The sequence below is a fragment of the Pseudomonas sp. TE3910 genome (assembly GCF_056279025.1).
Genome location: NZ_JBWBQN010000001.1, coordinates 3,523,021 through 3,543,749 on the forward strand (window position 1 = coordinate 3,523,021; position 20,729 = coordinate 3,543,749).

Consider the following 20,729-nt stretch of genomic DNA (forward strand, 5'->3'; position numbering starts at 1 on the left):
GGACTCCAGGTCAGTAGGCGATGCGAACATCGGCGAAATCAAGATCGAGTGCTTGATCTTGCGCCTGATCTTCCTCAAACAGCAGTCGATGGATACGTTGTGCCGATGCCTGGAACTCACGGCCGCCCAGACTATGCAGCCCGTACTGATGGCTGTGCACTTCGGCGCGCACCCGTCCTGGGTGCGGTGACAGCAGCAGAATGCGGTTGCCTACCACCAACGCTTCTTCGATGGAGTGGGTGACGAACAGCAGTGTGAAACGCACCTCCTCCCAGAGCAGCAACAACTCTTCCTGCATCTTGCGCCGGGTCAGCGCATCGAGTGCGGCGAACGGTTCGTCCATCAGCAGGATCTTCGGTTGCATCGCCAGTGCCCGTGCGATGGCCACCCGCGCTTTCATGCCGCCGGACAAGGTGTGCGGGTAGGCGTCGGCAAAGGCTGCCAGGCCAACTTTTTCCAGATAGTGCAGCGCGCGCTGCTCGGCCTCCTGACGTGGCAGCGTGCCAGAGACCTGCAACGGGAACATGACGTTCTGTTTGACGGTTTTCCAGGGTGGAAGCTGGTCGAACTCCTGAAACACCACAATACGGTCGGGACCAGGCCCTTTAATAGCCTGGTCTTGCAGACGAATCGTCCCTTCCTGAGGCTCGATGAAACCGGCCACCGCCTTGAGCAGGGTCGATTTACCGCAGCCTGAGGGGCCTAGCAGAACAAAGCGGTCGGCCTTGTCCACTTCAAAGCTGACGTGGTGAGTAGCGCGCACCACGCGTTGCGCAGTGCGGTACTCGAGGCTGACGTTATCCACGTGCAGCAGAGGCGACGTGGGCACGTCGCGCAGGTTGCTGACCGTGTGGCCTTGCAATTGGGCGTTCATGCGTTTCAGCTCCCTTGCAGAGGCTTCTCATCCTGGAAGAAGTAGTCTTTCCAGGATTCGGGCTTGTGCTTGATAGCGCCGACGCGATAGAGAAATTCGGCCAAGTGGGTAGGTGTTTTTCGGCGTGACGCTGAACTCGTATTGAGGGTTGTCGATGATCTTGAGCAGGGCCTCGCGGTCGATTTTTGCCTTGGTCACCCGAATGTAGGTGTCGGCGGCGGCAGCCTTGTCGTTCTGGGCGAAGTCTGCCGCTTCGGCCAGCGCTCCAACGAACGCTTTATAGGTCTTGGGGTTGTCCTTGCGGAATTTCTCAGTCGCAAACAGTACGGTTGGCGAGTTCGGGCCGAGCAGGTCGTAGGTGTTGAGCACCACATGCACATTCGGGTTGGCCAGCACCTGATCCTGGAACGGCGGGTTGGAGAAGTGCGCATTCAACTCGGTGCCACCGGCCAGCAGGGCTGCGGTGGCATCAGGGTGCGGAACCGCCAGGGTGAATTTGTCCAGGCGGGCATACTCCTTGTCACCCCATTGCTTGGCTGCCGCGTACTGCAGAAAACGCGATTGCACTGAAACACCCACTGCCGGCAGGGCGATGCGGTCCTTTTCGCTGAGGTCGGCAATCGTCTTCACGTTCGGATTACTGCTGACCAGGTAATAAGGGAAGTTGCCGAGTGAGGCGACGGCCTTGACGTTCTGCCGTCCCTGGGTGCGGTCCCAGATGGTCAGCAACGGACCGACGCCGGCCCCGGCGATATCCACCGAGCCGGACAGCAGTGCGTCGTTGATGGCTGCACCGCCAGAAAGTTGGGTCCAATCGACCTTGATGTCGACTCCCTGTGCCTTGCCGTGCTTTTCGATCAACTGTTGATCACGCACCACATTCAGTAGCAGGTAGACGATACCGAATTGTTCGGCGATGCGAATTTCGCCTTCGGCCTGTGCGGCGGCCGGGGCCACCAGGCTTCCGGCGATCAGGCTAAGACCCAGGCCGATACTGGCCGCGAGGCGGCTGATAGCGTTACTCATGCTGTGCTCCTTGATCGGTCTTAGAAGGGCGCGTCGCCCTGAATGGTGGTGCGGAACAACTTGCGGCGCAGGTGGCTCGGGCAGCCGGTTGCCAGGTGAATCAGTGAGCGGTTGTCCCAGAACACCAGATCGCGGGGCTGCCATTGATGGCGGTAAATGTTGTGTTCCAGCACGCTGTGGGCATACAGCTCGGTGAGAATCTGGCGGCTTTCGTCTTCCGGCAGGCCGATGATTCGGGTGGTGAAGCCCTCGCTGACAAACAACGCCTTGCGACCGTTCTCCGGGTGCGTGCGGACGATCGGGTGAATCACTTCCTGCACCTGTGCCAACTGTTCGGCAGTCAGGGTTGGGCGCCAGTTGCCTTCGAACTTGGTCTCGCTGTAACGCGCGGTATAGGAGTGTGCGGCGCTGCGCCCCTCGACGGCCTTGCGCAGGGCCTCTGGCAGGTCGTCCCAGGCTTTGTGCATATCGGCGAACAGGGTGTCGCCGCCTTCGCGGGGCAGTTCCTGGGCATGCAGCATCGAGCCGAGGCTGGGGAGTTCCTTGTACGACAGGTCTGAATGCCAGAACTTGCCAGCATCGCCCAGGCCGATGTTCTGCCCGTTCTCGACAATGTTGGAGACAATCAGGATTTCCGGATGCCCGGCCAACAGGAACTGTTTGAGCACATGGACTTGCAGTACGCCAAACCGGCGGCTAAAGGCGACCTGCTGTTCGGGCGTGATGTGCTGGTTACGAAAGACCAGCACGTGGTGATCCAGATGAGCCCGGTGGATGCGGGCAAACGCTTCGTCGTTGACCGGCAGGCTCAGGTCAAGGCCGATGATCTCGGCACCTACTGCGCCGGCAAGAGGACGAATTTCGAAGGTTTGCTGCTGTGCGCTGTCGTGTACCGACAAAGCGATTGAGGCTGCTGACATAGTGCTCTCCCACGCAGTGCGCGCCCAAGGGTGCGCGCATCGATCAGAAACTCACGGCTGTTCCGTGTTGGTTCGTGTCGTGCGGCGCACCGATTGGTCGGCATGTACGCAGGGGATTAACTATATTGCTATAAGAGATTTAATTTAAATATCTTTATTGAATAAGCATATGAGTGAGCAGCGGCCTCCAATCAACGCTCGCGCAAGGCCTCGGCCCGTGCCCGGATGATCGGCTTGAGCAGGTAGCTCAACACGCTTTTCTTGCCGGTAATGATGTCCACTGATGCGACCATGCCGGGGATAATCAGCAGCGGTTTTTCGTCAGTGCCCAAGTGGCTGCGATCCGTACGCAGTTTGATCACATAGAACGTGTTGCCGTCTTCGTCGGTGATAGTGTCGGCGCCGATCTGCTCCAGCCGGGCTTTCAGCCCGCCATAGATGGTGAAGTCATAGGCGGTGAACTTCACCATGGCGTCCTGGCCAGGGTGTAGGAAGGCGATGTCCTGTGGACGGATCCGCGCCTCCACCAGCAGTGTGTCATCCAGCGGCACGATCTCGACAAGATCACTACCGGGTTGAATGACGCCGCCAATCGTGTTGACCAGCAGTTGTTTGACGATACCGCGCACCGGCGAAGTAACCAGCGTACGGCTGACCCGATCCTCCAGCGCCTTGCCGGTTGCCTGGGCCTTGCTCAGGTCCGTGCGGGCTTCGTTCAGTTGGGTCAGGGCCTCGCTGCGGAACTTGCCACGGGTTTCGTCGATCTTGCGCTCGACTTCCTTGATGGCGGACTCGGCGCGTGGGATGGCCAGAGAGGTTGCATCCAGTTGGCCTCGGTTTTCCACTTCGGCCCGCTTGAGGCGTAGCACCTCAACCGGAGAAATCGCGCCCTGGGATACCAATGGCTCGGACATGTTGATTTCCTGACGCAGCAGCTGAAGGCTGTTGCGGTACTGCGCCTGCTTGGAGCTGAATTCGCGCAGTTCCTGCTGGCGCTGTACCAGTTGCTCCTGCAAACCGCCGATCTCGTTCTGCAACTGCTGGCGCCGACTCTGGTACAACGATTCCTCGTTGTTGGCCTGATTGGGCGCGGCTTTGCGGATTTCATCGGCGATATGCAATGGGCGATCCTCGACCTCGGCGCTCAAGCGTTCGACGCGCAGGGCCATGGCCAAACGGTCGGCTTCTGTCTCGCCAACGTTGGACACGAACCGAGTATCGTCCAGGCGCAGCAGTGGCGCGCCGGCTTCGACAATCTCGCCTTCGTGGGCATAGATCTCGGCAACGATACCGCCTTCCAGGTTCTGGATTTTCTGCAGTTTTGAGGACGGAATGGCCTTGCCATCGCCGCGTGTCACTTCATCAATGATCGCGAAGTTGGCCCAGAGCCCCATGAACAGGAAAAAACCGATTACGCCCCAGATGGTCAGCCGCACAATGCGCGGTGCATCCTCGATCAGGGCTTTGTTGACCTCAGGCAAGGGTTGCCCATGGAGCGACTCCGAGCCTTTGAAGTAGTTACTCAGTACGTCCTTGATGCGACCTGCTCCAGACTTAAGCAACACTGATCTGCCCCTTTTTCAGCGCATCCATTACGGCGGCTTTCGGGCCATCCGCGACAATCTGCCCGCGATCAATCACGATCAGCCGGTCGACCAGTGACAACAGCGAAGCACGGTGCGTGACCAGTACAACGGTCTTGTTCTCGATAACCGCTTGCAGGCGCTGCTTGAGGCGCTCTTCACCGGTGTTGTCCATGGCGCTGGTCGGCTCGTCCAGTAACAGGATCTGTGGGTTCAGCAGCAAGGCCCGGCCTAATGCAACGTTCTGTCGCTGGCCGCCGGAGAGGTTCTGGCCGCGCTCGCCGACCTGCAGCTCGTAGCCCTGCGGGTGCAGCCTGGCAAACTCATGCACGCCAGAGAGCTCGGCCGCTTGCAGGACCATTTCGTCCTCGATATAGCGGGCACCGCTGACCAGGTTGTCGCGCAATGTGCCGGACAACAACTGGATGTCCTGAGGGACATAGCCAATATTGTGGCGCAGCTCGCTCACATCGATCTGACGGATGTCCACGCCATCGACCAGCAACGAGCCGGCGTCTGCTTCGTAGAGGCCGACAATCAACTTGGCCAGCGAGCTCTTGCCTGAGCCGCTACGGCCGATGATGCCGATCTTCTCGCCCGGCCGGATCACCAGGTTGATGCCCTTGAGCGCAACGTTCTGCTGGTTCGGGTAGGTGAAATCAACCCCGCGGAACTCAATGGCACCTTGCAGTACCTGGCGGCTCAGTGGGCGCTCTTCGAAGTTGCGCTCTTGCGGCAGCTCCATCATCTGGTCAACCGAGACCATGGTGACCTTGGCCTGCTGGTAACGGGTCAGCAACCCGGCCAGTTGGCTCAGGGGGGCCATGGCGCGTCCATTGAGCATGTAGCAGGCGATCAGGCCGCCCATGCTGAGGTGGCCGTCCATGATCTGGTAGACGCCGAAGCAGATCAGCGCCACGCCGGCCAACTGCTGGATCAGCAGGGTGATGTTCATGGCCAGGCCCGACAACACCTTTACGCGCAGCTCCAGACGGCTAAGCGTACCGATGGTCTGCTCCCACATGTACTGGCGTTCGCTTTCGGCGTTGTTGACCTTGACTGCATCCAGCCCTGCGAGGGTTTCGATCAGGCTCGACTGGCGCTCGGAACCCAGCGCCATGGTGCGTTCCAGCGTTGCGACCAGCGGTTTTTGCAATGCATGGCCAATGCCCAGAGCCAGCGGGAAGGCAACGATGGGAATCCAGACCAGATGGCCGCCGATGATGGCGATCACCAAGAGGATCAGCAGGGTGAATGGCAGGTCGATCAGGCTGGTCAGGGTCAGCGACGCAAGGAAGTCGCGCAGGCCCTGAAATTCATGGATGTTCTGGGCGAAGCTACCGACCCGGGCCGGGCGGTACTTCATTGCCATGCCGACAATACGCTCGAACAGCGTGGCGGAGATGATCAGGTCGGTTTTCTTCCCGGCCAGGTCCAGGCAAAGGCTGCGCAGGCCCTTGAGGATCAGGTCGAAGAGGTAGGCCCCGGTAATACCGATGGCCAGCACCCAGAGGGTCGAGGTGGCCTGGTTGGGAACTACGCGGTCGTAGACGTTCATCACGAACAGCGGTGCGGCCATGGCGATCAGGTTGATGACCAGGCTGGCGGCGATGGCGTCGGCATAAAGCCAGCGCGAGCGCTTGAGGGTGTCACGGAACCATGAGCGCGCCCTGGGGATCAGGTTGCCATGGTTGACGTCGAACTTATGCTGCGGCTGGGCAAAGAAAACCCGGCCACTGTAATCGGCCAGCAGCGCTTCGCGGCTGACATGTACCTCACCGCCGTCGCTCTCGCTGAGCAATAGACGTGCAGTACCTTCGTTTTCCCAGCCGAGCAGGATCGTGCTGCGGCCATCCTTGAGCAGCAACATCGCCGGCATGGCGATGTTGGGTATCTGCTCCAGCTTGCGTTGCAGCAAGCGACCTTGCAAGCCTGCCCGGGCAGCGGCGCGAGGCAGTAGCTCCGGGCTCAACCGCTGCGAGGGCAGCGGTAAACCGGTGGTGAGCATCGCCCGGCTGGCAGGTTTCTGGTGCAACACACAGAGCGACAGCAGGCTGTCCAGCAACGGGTCGTCGTGCTGGCTGCGTGGATCATGGGTGAGCTGGACTCGACTGACTTCTGATTCCACGCGGCAATCTCTTAGCAAATACGGTTGGACATGAGGGCTGGCCTCAGTTCATGCCGGGCAGGTTTACCTGAGGCTTCATGTCGTTCTGCACGACAGTTGCCATTGGCGCCACAACGCCCTGGCTCTTGAGGAGCTGGCCAATGGTCGCCTTGATTCGATATTGAGTAAACAGCTGACTGTTTTTCACCTCTGCCAGACGGCGCTGGGCGGTGAACAGTTCGTTCTCGCTATCGAGCAGGTCAAGCAATGTACGTTCGCCCAGGCTGAACTGTTTCTGGTAAGCGGTGCGAACACTGCTGCTGTAATCAACGTACTTCTGCGCAATCGGCACTTGGGCATTGGCGTTGTTCATAGCATTCCATGCCAGGCCCAATTCTTCATTGAGCTGGCGCAAGGCATTGTTACGAATATCCAGCGCTTGGTTTGCCTGATAGGACTTGGACTCCAGGTCAGCTTTGTTGCTGCCACCGGCATACAGGTTGAAACTCATGCGCAGCATGGCCTGCCAGTCATTGTTATGACCGCTGACACCATCGATGTTGTTGTCGGCACTGCGCCCCAGTTCAGCATCGAAACGCGGGTAGAACGACGATTTTGCAGCATCGTACTGCTTCTCTGCAGCGGCGATATCGGACTCCGCCGAGCGCAGGATCGGGCTGCTTTCCAGCATTTGCTGGCGTGCTTCATCCAGGCTGGCTGGCAGCATGTCGATAAAGGCCGGCGGCGTGCTGATTTCGTCTGGCATTTGACCAACCACACTCAGGTAGTTGGTTTGTGCGTCAGCCAGGTTGGTTTGTTCGGTGATCAGGTTGTTGCGGGCCTGTGCCAGGCGTGCTTCGGCCTGATCCATATCGGCCAGACGGCCAACGCCACGGGAAGTCCGCAGCTTGATCTGATCGAAGATGCGTTCATGGCTGCGCAGGTTGTCTTCGGCCAGACGCACCATGTCGCGACGGGTCAGCACGTCCAGATACACCTGGGCAACATTGAGTGCCGTACGTTCGGACGTACCCATCAGGGCATAGGCGCGTGAGTTGACGGTGGCTTGTTGACGACCGACTTCACTGGATGTGGCGAAGCCGTCGAAGACCATTTGTCGAAGACGCACACTGGCTTCGCCACGGTTGAGTGTTTCCCAATCGTTGCTACGGTTACCGATGCGAGTGCTCGGGCTGTCGGTGCCTTCGCGGCCGTAACCTGCCAATACATCAACCCGCGGCAAATAGCCGCCCTGGGCTGCGCGCAATTGATAGTCGGCGGCGGTTCTGCTGTTAACCCCGGCTTGAACTTCCGGGTGGACTTCGATGGCGCGCTGCATAGCTTCCGGCAGGCTTTGCGCTTGAACAAAACTGGCGGCAAGGGTGAAAGGAAGAGCAGTCAGAAGGAGCGATCGCATTTACTTTTTCCCGGGGACATCTTGTCCCAAATCACAGCAAGTGGCCTTGCCGCATTTAATAATGGCAACCGTGCGGACCTTACGTCGGAAATTTCCGAGATGCTACTAGGATCGTACGAAGGAAGACTGGTGACCGTTCAAATATCAATGTGACATTACGTATCCGATTGTTTAGGATGGCGATCAGAAGGTCAATAGTTTGGCATGAAGTTAATTGCCAAACCTTTTAGTCATTATTTTGACAGTTGCAGTGTCAAAAACGCCTCACAGAACATTCCATCTGATTGCGGCAAGTCAGCGTCGCTCGGGCATGGAAGCCAATTTGAACGGTTAGTCCGGAGAGTCTTATGAGCAGTGTTGTTGCCGTTGTCAAAAGCATTGTTGGTCAAGTAATCGCTGTTTCCCCAGAGGGGATTCAACGTGTACTCATCGAAGGCGACCGTTTGTTCGTCGGCGAGCAGGTACTGACCGGTCTGGCCGGTGCCGTAACCCTGGAACTGGCTGATGGCCGCACGCTCGATCTCGGGCGCGACATGCAGTGGAGTGCCGATGCTCCAGACAGCACCACCGATCTGGCTGAGGCTACGGCGCAACAAGCCCCGTCGGTTGACGAGTTGCAACAAGCGATCGCGGCCGGTGCTGACCCGACCACTGAGCTGGAAGCCACGGCGGCAGGTCCCACTGCAGCTGGCGGTGGTGGCGGTGCAGTCGGTGGTGGCCACAGCTTCGTTATGCTCGATGAGACCGCTGCTTCAGTCGACCCGACCATTGGCTTCCCTACCGAAGGCTTGGCCTTCCAGACGGCCGCTGTCCAGCAAGAGCAAGGCCCGCTGGTTCTGAATACGGCTGCTGATGCCACCACGCCGTTGCGTGCCGCCGACCTGACCCTTACCGCTACCCCGAGCATCACTGAAGCGGGTGGTGTGTTGACCTACACGGCGACCCTGACTCAAGCGCCACTGACCGACCTGACTATTACCTTGTCCAACGGCCAGGTGATTGTTATCAGCGCCGGCCAGCTGACCGGCAGCGTCAACGTAGAAATTCCGCCGAATGACACGGTGTACATCGATGGCAGCGAAATCTCCGCCACCATCACTGGCACCAGTGGCGGTGGTGGCCTGGTGGTTACCCCGAGCACAACACCTGCAGTCACCCAGATCACCGACACCATCGACACCACCACCGTGACCCTGACGGCGACCGGCAATATTGTGGAAGGTGGCAGCATCACCTACACCGCGACCCTGACCAACCCGGCACAGACGCCGGTCACTGTGACCCTGTCCAACGGCCAGACCATCACCATTGAGGCCGGCAAGACCACCGGCAGCGTGGATGTTGAAACCCTGGGTAACGATGTCTACAACAACGGCAGCACCGTCAGCACCACGATTACCGGTGCTACGGGGGGTAACTTCGAGAGCTTGGTGCCGAGCACCGAACCGGCGGTGACTACTATCACTGACTCGCCGGACACCACCACCGTTACGCTGACGGCGACCGGCAATATCGTGGAAGGCGGCGGCATCACCTATACCGCGACCCTGACCAACCCGGCACAGACGCCGGTCACCGTGACCCTGTCCAACGGCCAGACCATCACCATTGAGGCCGGCAAGACCACTGGCAGTGTGGATGTCGAGACCCTGGCCAACGACGTTTACAACAATGGCAGCACCGTCAGCACCACGATTACCGGTGCGACGGGGGGTAACTTCGAGAACCTGGTGCCGAGCACCGAGCCGGCGGTGACCACCATCACCGATTCGATCGACGCCACTTCGCTCACCCTGACGGCGACGTCGACGGTGGGTGAGAACGGTGTGATTACCTACACCGCTACGGTCGGTGCGCCTGTGACCGGTTCGCCACTGACCGTAACCCTGTCCAATGGCCAGACCATTACCATCCCGGTGGGTGAGTCCGCCGGTACGGTGGACTTCACCGCGCCGAATGATGTGTACAACGGCGCCGACTCGATCATCACCACCATCACCGGCACCACAGGTGGTAACTACGAAAAGCTTGAACCGAGCGAAGAGCCTGCGATTACCGAAGTGGTCGACAGTACGGACACCACAAGCCTGAACGTGACGGCAACTGGCGAAGTCGCCGAAGGTGGCAAGATCGTCTACACCGCGACCTTGAGCAATCCGGCCGGTACCGAAATGCAGATCACCCTGAGCAATGGTGAGACCATCACCATTGCCGCAGGTGCGAAAGAAGGCAGCATCAGCATTGATGCGCCGGGCGATGATTCATACATTGATGCTGGCACACTGAGTGTTACGGTCACTGGTACCAGCGGTGGTAACTTTGAAGAGCTGGAGGTCAGTGACAAACCAGCAGTGACCACGGTGACCGACACCATCGACACCACTACCGTGACCCTGAGCGCTACACCCAGCGTGGCCGAAGGTGGCGTTGTCACCTACACCGCGTCGGTCAATGCCCCGGTTACCGGTACCCCGCTGGTGGTGACCCTGGCCAACGGCCAGACCATCACCATCCCGGTCGGCGAGTCCTCGGGCTCGGTGCCGTTCACCGCACCGAACAACGTCCACAACACCAACGCGCCGCTGACCAACAGCATCACGGGCATCAGTGGCGGCAACTACGAGAAAGTCGAAGCCACAGGCAAGCCAACCACGACCGTCACCGATGGTCCTGGCACCCAGGATTCGACTGGCCTGAGCGTCAGCGCAACCGGCGAAGTGACCGAAGGCGGCAAGATCGTCTACACCGTGTCGCTGACCAACCCTGCCGGCACGGAAATGAAGGTGACCCTGAGCAACAACCAGGTCATCACCATCGCCGCCGGCGCGAAAGAAGGCAGCATCACCGTTGATGCCCCAGCCGACGACGTCTACAAAGACGGCGAGACGCTGAACGTCACCATCACCGGCAGCACCGGTGGTGACTTCGAGAACCTGGTGACCAGCCCAGCGGCGGCAGTGACCACGGTGACCGACACCATCGACACCACCACCGTGACCCTGAGCGCTACACCCAGCGTGGCTGAAGGTGGCGTTGTCACCTACACCGCATCGGTCAACGCGCCGGTTACCGGTACCCCGCTGGTGGTGACTCTGGCCAACGGCCAGACCATTACCATTCCGGTCGGTGAGTCGTCCGGTTCGGTGCCGTTCACCGCGCCGAACAACGTTCACAACACCAACGCGCCGCTGACCAACAGCATTACCAATGTTGAAGGTGGCAACTACGAGAAAGTAGAAGCCGTTGGTAAGCCGTCCACGACTGTCACCGATGGTCCTGGCACCCAGGATTCGACTGGCCTGAGCGTCAGCGCAACTGGCGAAGTGACTGAAGGCGGCAAGATCGTCTACACCGCGACCCTGACCAACCCAGCGGGCACCGAAATGAAGGTGACCCTGAGCAACAACCAGGTCATCACCATCGCCGCCGGTGCGAAAGAAGGTTCGATCACCGTTGATGCTCCATCCGACGACGTCTACAAAGACGGCGAGACGCTGAACGTCACCATCACCGGCAGCACCGGTGGTGACTTCGAGAACCTGGTGACCAGCCCAACGGCGGCAGTGACCACGGTGACCGACACCATCGACACCACCACCGTGACCCTGAGCGCTACACCCAGCGTGGCTGAAGGTGGCGTTGTCACCTACACCGCTTCGGTCAACGCGCCGGTTACCGGTACCCCGCTGGTGGTGACCCTGGCCAACGGCCAGACCATTACCATCCCAGTGGGTGAGTCGTCGGGTTCGGTACCGTTTACCGCGCCGAACAACGTTCACAACACCAACGCACCGCTGACCAACAGCATCACGGACATCAGTGGCGGCAACTACGAGAAAGTAGAAGCCGCAGGCACGCCGACCACGACCGTAACCGATGGTCCAGGTACCCAGAACGATACCGGCCTGAGCGTCAGCGCAACCGGCGAAGTGACCGAAGGCGGCAAGATCGTCTACACCGTGTCGCTGACCAACCCGGCCGGCACCGAAATGAAGGTGACCCTGAGCAACAACCAGGTCGTCACCATCGCCGCCGGCGCGAAAGAGGGCAGCATCACCGTTGATGCCCCAGCCGACGACGTCTACAAAGACGGCGAGACGCTGAACGTCACGATCACCGGCAGCACCGGTGGTGACTTCGAAAGCCTGGTGACCAGCCCAGATGCGGCAGTGACTGTCGTTACCGACACCATCGACACCACCACCGTGACCCTGAGCGCCACTCCAAGCGTGGTTGAAGGTGGCGTTGTCACCTACACCGCGTCGGTCAACGCCCCGGTTACCGGTACGCCGCTGGTGGTGACCCTGGCCAACGGCCAGACCATCACCATCCCGGTCGGCGAGTCCTCCGGTTCGGTGCCGTTCACCGCGCCGAACAACGTCCACAACACCAACGCACCGCTGACCAACAGCATTACCAATGTTGAAGGTGGTAACTACGAAAAAGTAGAAGCCACAGGCAAGCCAACCACGACCGTGACCGATGGTCCTGGGACCCAGGATTCGACTGGCCTGAGCGTCAGCGCGACTGGCGAAGTGACCGAAGGCGGTAAGATCGTCTACACCGCGACCCTGACCAACCCAGCCGGCACCGAAATGAAGGTGACCCTGAGCAACAACCAGGTCATCACCATCGCCGCGGGTGCGAAAGAAGGCAGCATCACCGTTGATGCTCCATCCGACGACGTCTACAAAGACGGCGAGACGCTGAACGTCACCATCACCGGCAGCACCGGTGGTGACTTCGAGAACCTGGTGACCAGCCCAGATGCGGCAGTGACTGTCGTCACCGACACCATCGACACCACCACCGTGACCCTGACGGCAGAGCCAAGCGTGGCTGAAGGTGGCGTTGTCACCTACACCGCGTCGGTCAACGCCCCGGTTACCGGCACCCCACTGGTGGTGACCCTGGCCAACGGCCAGACCATCACCATCCCGGTCGGCGAGTCGTCGGGTTCGGTACCGTTCACCGCACCGAACAACGTCCACAACACCAACGCGCCGCTGACCAACAGCATTACCAATGTTGAAGGTGGTAACTACGAAAAAGTAGAAGCTGTTGGTAAGCCGACCACGACCGTAACCGATGGTCCAGGTACCCAGAACGATACCGGCCTGAGCGTCAGCGCAACCGGCGAAGTGACCGAAGGCGGCAAGATCGTCTACACCGCGACCCTGACCAACCCAGCCGGCACCGAAATGAAGGTGACCCTGAGCAACAACCAGGTCGTCACCATCGCCGCCGGCGCGAAAGAGGGCAGCATCACCGTTGATGCCCCAGCCGACGACGTCTACAAAGACGGCGAGACGCTGAACGTCACGATCACCGGCAGCACCGGTGGTGACTTCGAAAGCCTGGTGACCAGCCCAGATGCGGCAGTGACTGTCGTTACCGACACCATCGACACCACCACCGTGACCCTGAGCGCTACACCCAGCGTGGCTGAAGGTGGCGTTGTCACCTACACCGCTTCGGTCAACGCGCCGGTTACCGGTACCCCGCTGGTGGTGACCCTGGCCAACGGCCAGACCATTACCATCCCAGTGGGGTGAGTCGTCGGGTTCGGTACCGTTTACCGCGCCGAACAACGTTCACAACACCAACGCACCGCTGACCAACAGCATCACGGACATCAGTGGCGGCAACTACGAGAAAGTAGAAGCCGTTGGTAAGCCGTCCACGACCGTAACCGATGGTCCAGGCACGCAGGATTCGACTGGCCTGAGCGTCAGCGCAACCGGCGAAGTGACCGAAGGCGGCAAGATCGTCTACACCGTGTCGCTGACCAACCCGGCCGGCACCGAAATGAAGGTGACCCTGAGCAACAACCAGGTCGTCACCATCGCCGCCGGCGCGAAAGAGGGCAGCATCACCGTTGATGCCCCAGCCGACGACGTCTACAAAGACGGCGAGACGCTGAACGTCACCATCACCGGCAGCACCGGTGGTGACTTCGAAAGCCTGGTGACCAGCCCAACGGCGGCAGTGACCACGGTGACCGACACCATCGACACCACTACCGTGACCCTGAGCGCCACACCAAGCGTGGCTGAAGGTGGCGTTGTCACCTACACCGCGTCGGTCAACGCCCCGGTTACCGGTACGCCGCTGGTGGTGACCCTGGCCAACGGCCAGACCATCACCATCCCGGTCGGCGAGTCCTCCGGTTCGGTGCCGTTCACCGCGCCGAACAACGTCCACAACACCAACGCACCGCTGACCAACAGCATTACCAATGTTGAAGGTGGTAACTACGAAAAAGTAGAAGCCACAGGCAAGCCAACCACGACCGTGACCGATGGTCCTGGGACCCAGGATTCGACTGGCCTGAGCGTCAGCGCGACTGGCGAAGTGACCGAAGGCGGTAAGATCGTCTACACCGCGACCCTGACCAACCCAGCCGGCACCGAAATGAAGGTGACCCTGAGCAACAACCAGGTCATCACCATCGCCGCGGGTGCGAAAGAAGGCAGCATCACCGTTGATGCTCCATCCGACGACGTCTACAAAGACGGCGAGACGCTGAACGTAACCATCACCGGCAGCACCGGTGGTGACTTCGAGAACCTGGTGACCAGCCCAACGGCGGCAGTGACCACGGTGACCGACACCATCGACACCACCACCGTGACCCTGAGCGCTACACCCAGCGTGGCTGAAGGTGGCGTTGTCACCTACACCGCTTCGGTCAACGCGCCGGTTACCGGTACCCCGCTGGTGGTGACCCTGGCCAACGGCCAGACCATTACCATCCCAGTGGGTGAGTCGTCGGGTTCGGTACCGTTTACCGCGCCGAACAACGTTCACAACACCAACGCACCGCTGACCAACAGCATCACGGACATCAGTGGCGGCAACTACGAGAAAGTAGAAGCCGTTGGTAAGCCGTCCACGACCGTAACCGATGGTCCTGGCACCCAGGATTCGACTGGCCTGAGCGTCAGCGCAACCGGCGAAGTGACCGAAGGCGGCAAGATCGTCTACACCGTGTCGCTGACCAACCCAGCGGGCACCGAAATGAAGGTGACCCTGAGCAACAACCAGGTCGTCACCATCGCCGCCGGCGCGAAAGAGGGCAGCATCACCGTTGATGCCCCAGCCGACGACGTCTACAAAGACGGCGAGACGCTGAACGTCACGATCACCGGCAGCACCGGTGGTGACTTCGAAAGCCTGGTGACCAGCCCAGCGGCGGCAGTGACCACGGTGACCGACACCATCGACACCACCACCGTGACCCTAACGGCAGAGCCAAGCGTGGCTGAAGGTGGCGTTGTCACCTACACCGCGTCGGTCAATGCCCCGGTTACCGGTACGCCGCTGGTGGTGACCCTGGCCAACGGCCAGACCATCACCATCCCGGTCGGTGAGTCCTCGGGCTCGGTGCCGTTCACCGCGCCGAACAACGTTCACAACACCAACGCACCACTGACCAACAGCATCACGGACATCAGTGGCGGCAACTACGAGAAAGTAGAAGCCACAGGCAAGCCAACCACGACCGTAACCGATGGTCCAGGCACGCAGGATTCGACTGGCCTGAGCGTCAGCGCAACCGGCGAAGTGACCGAAGGCGGCAAGATCGTCTACACCGTGTCGCTGACCAACCCGGCCGGCACCGAAATGAAGGTGACCCTGAGCAACAACCAGGTCGTCACCATCGCCGCCGGTGCGAAAGAAGGTTCGATTACGGTTGATGCTCCAGCCGACGACGTCTACAAAGACGGCGAGACGCTGAACGTCACCATCACCGGCAGCACCGGTGGTGACTTCGAAAGCCTGGTGACCAGCCCAACGGCGGCAGTGACCACGGTGACCGACACCATCGACACCACTACCGTGACCCTGAGCGCCACACCAAGCGTGGCTGAAGGTGGCGTCGTCACCTACACCGCGTCGGTCAACGCCCCGGTTACCGGTACCCCGCTGGTGGTGACCCTGGCCAACGGCCAGACCATCACCATCCCGGTCGGTGAATCGTCGGGTTCGGTACCGTTTACCGCGCCGAACAACGTTCACAACACCAACGCACCGCTGACCAACAGCATCACGGACATCAGTGGCGGCAACTACGAAAAAGTAGAAGCCGTTGGTAAGCCGTCCACGACTGTCACCGATGGTCCAGGCACGCAGGATTCGACTGGCCTGAGCGTCAGCGCAACCGGCGAAGTGACCGAAGGCGGCAAGATCGTCTACACCGTGTCGCTGACCAACCCAGCGGGCACCGAAATGAAGGTGACCCTGAGCAACAACCAGGTCGTCACCATCGCCGCCGGCGCGAAAGAAGGCAGCATCACCGTTGATGCTCCATCCGACGACGTCTACAAAGACGGCGAGACGCTGAACGTCACCATCACCGGCAGCACCGGTGGTGACTTCGAAAGCCTGGTGACCAGCCCAGATGCGGCAGTGACCACGGTGACCGACACCATCGACACCACCACCGTGACCCTGAGTGCCACACCAAGTGCGGTCGAAGGCGGGCTTGTTGTGTACACCGCAACCGTGACTTCGCCTGTAACCGGTACCCCGGTCACTGTGACCTTGGCTAACGGCCAGACCATCACCATCCCGGTGGGTGAGTTGTCGGGCTCGGTACCTTTCACTGCGCCGAACGATGTGATCAATGGCCACGAGCCGCTGACCAACAGCATCACTGACGTCAGTGGCGGTAACTTCGAGGCGTTGGTTCCTGATGGCAAGTCTGTGACCACCGAGGTCACAGACACTATCGACAACACTAACCTGATTTTGAGTGCGACCGGCTCTGTGGCTGAAGGTGGCAATATCACTTACACCGCATCGCTGAGCAATGCGGCGGATACCCCGGTCACCGTGACATTGTCCAACGGCAAGACGATTGTGATTGCCGCAGGTGAAACGTCAAACAGCATCACCATCGCTGCACCTTCTGATGATGTGCATCTGGATGCAGGGAACGTCAGTGCGTATATCACCGGTGCCACCGGCGGTAACTTTGAGAACCTGTCTTACACCCAGACACCAGCGGTCACCAAGGTCACCGATACCATTGACAGCACCACTGTCAGCATTACCGGCACGAACTCGGTCGTTGAAGGTGGCACTGCCACTTACACCGTGTCGCTGAGCAATCCGCCACTTACGGATGTCATCGTCAAGTTGAGCTACAGCGGCACCGCGGCCAATGGCTCCGACTTCACTGGTGTTGCAACGGTGGTCATCAAAGCGGGCTCGAGCAGCGCAGACTTCAGTATCCCGACCATCAAGGATGCGGCCACTGAAGGCACCGAGAGCTTCACCGTCAAGATCGATTCGGCCAGTGGTGGTCGGTTCGAGAACCTGGTGGTTGATAGCAGCGCGGGCAGTGTTACCACGCAGATCTTTGAGCCTGCGCCGATTCTCGACCTGGATGGCAACAACTCCAGTGGCTCGACCGGTGCTGACTACAACGTGACCTTTACTGAAGGTACTACCGGCCCGGGCGTTTCGATTGGCGACGTCGACGTGAAAATCGCCGATGTCGACAGCGACTTCATGATGGGCGCTACTGTCACCTTGACCAACCGTCAGCCAGGCGATCACTTGAACCTGGGTAACAGCGTCAACGGCATCTCCATCAATGCCAACAGCACGGATGGCCAGGTCGTGTTGACCTTGAGCGGTAAGGCGACCCTGGAGGATTACATCCAGGCAATCAAGAACATCAGTTTCACCAACAACTCGGACGACCCGAGCACCACACCACGGGTGATCACGGTTACCGTCACCGATGGCGTCAATACCTCCAACACTGCGACTACGACAGTCAATGTGACGGCGGTCAATGATGCGCCGGTTGCGGCAGGCGGCGCTGTCACTGGTAGTGAAGATGCACCGCTGACTCTGAATTGGAGTGACTTCAATGTTTCCGATGTGGACAGCGCGCTGTCCAGCCAGGGTATTGTCATCACCAAACTGCCGGCCGATGGTGTCTTGCAGTACAAGGATGGCTCGACCTGGAAGACCATGACCGACAGTGATCTCGGCAAGGTCTTCAGCAAGGCTGACATCGACGCCGGCAAGCTGCAGTTCATGCCGGACAAAAACGAGTCAGGCTCCGATGCCTTCAGTGGCAATGGTGTAGGCGACCAAAAGGCCGACTACGCGCAGATCCAATACAAGCCAACTGACGGCCAGACTCAGGGCAGTGAAGCCACGCTGAAAGTGGACATCACCCCTGTAGCAGACAAGCCAGACCTGACCATCGGCGGCAATGGCGTGGCCTCGACTGGCCTGATCAAGGAAGTCTGGAACAACCTCGGTGGTTTGGGCACCAGCGGTAATGGCGCCGATGCCGCAACGCTGAAGTCGGTGATCGATGCGGCCGGCACACCTAACAGCACTACGATCGCCACTGATGTGGCATCGACTGGCAACGTAAGCCCTGGTATCGCCACGAAAGTGTCGGGCCTGATCTACCTGGAAGCTGGTAGCACCTACACCTTCAAAGGTGTAGGTGATGACAGCTTGGCAGTGTCGATTGGTGGCAATACCGTGGCTAGCACGACCTGGGGCGCGGGTGGCCAGCTTAATGGCAGCTTCTCACCGACCAAGAGCGGTTATTACACCGTTGATATCTACCACTACAACCAGGCGGGCCCAGGTAGCTACGACGTCAACCTGTCAGTCAATGGCGGCACTGCTGTCGACCTTAGCAGCGCGGGCGTGCCGATCTACACCAGTACTGCGGACCTGACCAACGCCGGCGTTACCCTGTCTGATCTGCACGGCAGCAACGGCGATGGTTACTACGATGGTTACAAACTCAACGAAGGCGCTGAGAACGGCACTGTCAAACTGTCCTCGATCAACACTTCGTTGACCGATACCGATGGTTCTGAGGTGCTGAGCGTCAAGCTGGGTGGTATTCCAGCCGGCTCGGTACTGAGCGATGGTGCAGGCCACACCGTGACCGTCGGTGCTTCCGAGGTGAACGTCACCGGTTGGAACCTGGGCAGCCTGAGCATCAAGCCGCCAGCGTACTACCACGGTACTTTCGACGTTAAAGTCACCTCGACTTCGACCGAAACGGCCAATGGCAGCACTGACTCCCGCGATGGCACCATCAAGGTGACCGTGTATGAGGACAAATACGCTCTCAATAACGGCACCGAAAATAATGACAACTTGTCGGGCACTGACAATAACGACGTTATCGTGGCTGACATCAACGGTCTGCATGTTGTCCAGGGCCAGAACTACAACCTGGCGTTCATTGTCGACACGTCCGGGAGTATGGGTTCATCCGGTATTGATGCCGCACAGAAGGCATTGCAGAACGTGTTCACGACGCTGACCAACAGTGTCAAAGGCGCAGGTGCTGGTGTCGTCAACATTCTGTTGGTGGACTTCTCTGAGCAGGTCAACACCACTATTTCCGTCAACCTCGCCGATAGCTCGGCTCTGACTACCCTGACGGCGGCCCTGCAGAAGTTCTACGCAAGTGGCAACACCAACTATGAGGACGCCTTCAAAACTACGGCCAACTGGTTCCAGACGCTCAAAAACACAGGTGTTACAGGCGAAAACCAGACGTTCTTCATCACCGATGGTCAGCCTAACCGGTTCCAGAGTGGTGAGCAGACGGACCCAACGTTCCGGGGATCTTCTTATACGTTGGATGGTGTCCTGGGTTCGTTGAACTACAAACTGGGCGATGTTTTTGACAAGAAGATGGTTGGTGATTACAACCGAATCACGATTGATGCTCAGGGCAACCTCAAGGCCGAGTACTGGACGGGGAAAAAGTGGAGCGCAGACAGCAATGCCTCTGGCCAATTGCATGCTGAGGGCAACGGTACCTATGAACTGTCGTACGTAGCCCAAGAGTCTTGGTATAACAGTGGCGAAACCTACACCAACTCACATGACAGTTATTTGCTGCTTGCCAACCTGTCCAAGGTTGAGGCCATTGGTCTCAAAAGCGGGATTAGCGAGACCGCCCTGGCTCCGTACGACAGTGATGGCAAACCGCAGACCAACATTGACCCAAGCAAACTGGCTGAAGCGATCCTCGGGCATACCGAAGCCACTCAGCCGGGTAACGACACAGTCAACGGTGGTGACGGCAATGACATCCTGTTTGGTGATCTGGTCAGCTTCGACTCGATTACCGGTAACGGTGTCGAGGCCATCCAGGCGTATATCGCGCAGAAAACCGGCCTGAGCCTGGCGGATGTCGATGGCCGCGTAGTGCACCAGTACATCGCTGAGCACACTAGCGAATTCGACGTGTCGCGCACCAACGATGGCAATGACAACCTGTTGGGAGGTGATGGCAACGACATCATCTTTGGTCAGGGCGGTAACGACACCCTTGACGGTGGTAAGGGCAACGACATCCTGTTCGGTGGAAGCGGTACCGACACCTTGATTGGCGGTGAAGGTAATGACTACCTGATCGGCGGCAAGGGCGATGACATCCTGACCGGCGGTAGCGGTGCCGACACCTTCGTCTGGAAGGCCGGTGACGTGGGTAACGATGTGATCAAGGACTTCAAGCCTGCCGAAGGTGACCGGCTCGACCTGAGCGATTTGCTGCAAGGTGAGAAGGGCAGCACCATCGACAATTACCTGAAGCTCACGACCGTCGATGGTGTTTCTACACTGCAGGTCAGTTCCGAAGGCAAGCTCAATGCCGCTGGTGGAACGGCCAATGCCGATGTCACCATCAAGCTGGAAGGGGTGAACTGGTCGAACACCACGATCAACTCGTTGATCTCCGGTGCAGACCCGACCATCAAGATCGATCACTCCAACAGCTAATGCCTGTGCCAGC

The 20,729-nt window shown here is 59.4% G+C and carries 5 protein-coding genes and 2 pseudogenes; 1 reads left to right on the forward strand and 6 read right to left on the reverse strand.

From position 1 onward, the window contains the following. Positions 1-10: 10 nt before the first annotated feature. From ACZ9H3_RS16195 to ACZ9H3_RS16220, 6 genes and pseudogenes are all read right to left on the reverse strand, one after another. On the reverse strand, positions 11-874 hold the full coding sequence (locus ACZ9H3_RS16195) for an ABC transporter ATP-binding protein (protein WP_330523912.1): 864 nt from the start codon (positions 872-874) through the stop codon (positions 11-13). A 5-nt stretch (positions 875-879) separates the two neighbouring features. After that, a pseudogene (locus tag ACZ9H3_RS16200) lies at positions 880-1,900 on the reverse strand (ABC transporter substrate-binding protein). Between the two features lie 20 nt (positions 1,901-1,920). Continuing rightward, positions 1,921-2,820, reverse strand: a complete 900-nt coding sequence (locus ACZ9H3_RS16205) for a TauD/TfdA dioxygenase family protein (RefSeq protein ID WP_476221514.1) — start codon at positions 2,818-2,820, stop codon at positions 1,921-1,923. 191 nt (positions 2,821-3,011) lie between these two features. Continuing rightward, positions 3,012-4,385: an HlyD family type I secretion periplasmic adaptor subunit gene (locus ACZ9H3_RS16210; protein ID WP_065761709.1), complete on the reverse strand. Its 1,374-nt coding sequence runs from the start codon at positions 4,383-4,385 to the stop codon at positions 3,012-3,014. Beyond that, positions 4,375-6,531 carry a type I secretion system permease/ATPase gene (locus tag ACZ9H3_RS16215; protein WP_065761708.1) on the reverse strand — a complete coding sequence of 719 codons (2,157 nt, stop codon included), beginning with the start codon at positions 6,529-6,531 and terminating at the stop codon, positions 4,375-4,377. The genes ACZ9H3_RS16210 and ACZ9H3_RS16215 overlap by 11 nt, the downstream gene beginning before the upstream one ends. A 43-nt stretch (positions 6,532-6,574) precedes the next feature. Continuing rightward, a complete protein-coding gene (locus tag ACZ9H3_RS16220) occupies positions 6,575-7,927 on the reverse strand; it encodes a TolC family outer membrane protein (protein ID WP_476221516.1) in 1,353 nt (450 codons plus the stop codon). 347 nt (positions 7,928-8,274) lie between these two features. Here ACZ9H3_RS16220 and ACZ9H3_RS16225 point away from each other — a divergent pair. Beyond that, positions 8,275-20,716, forward strand: a pseudogene (locus tag ACZ9H3_RS16225) (retention module-containing protein). Positions 20,717-20,729 lie beyond the last annotated feature (13 nt).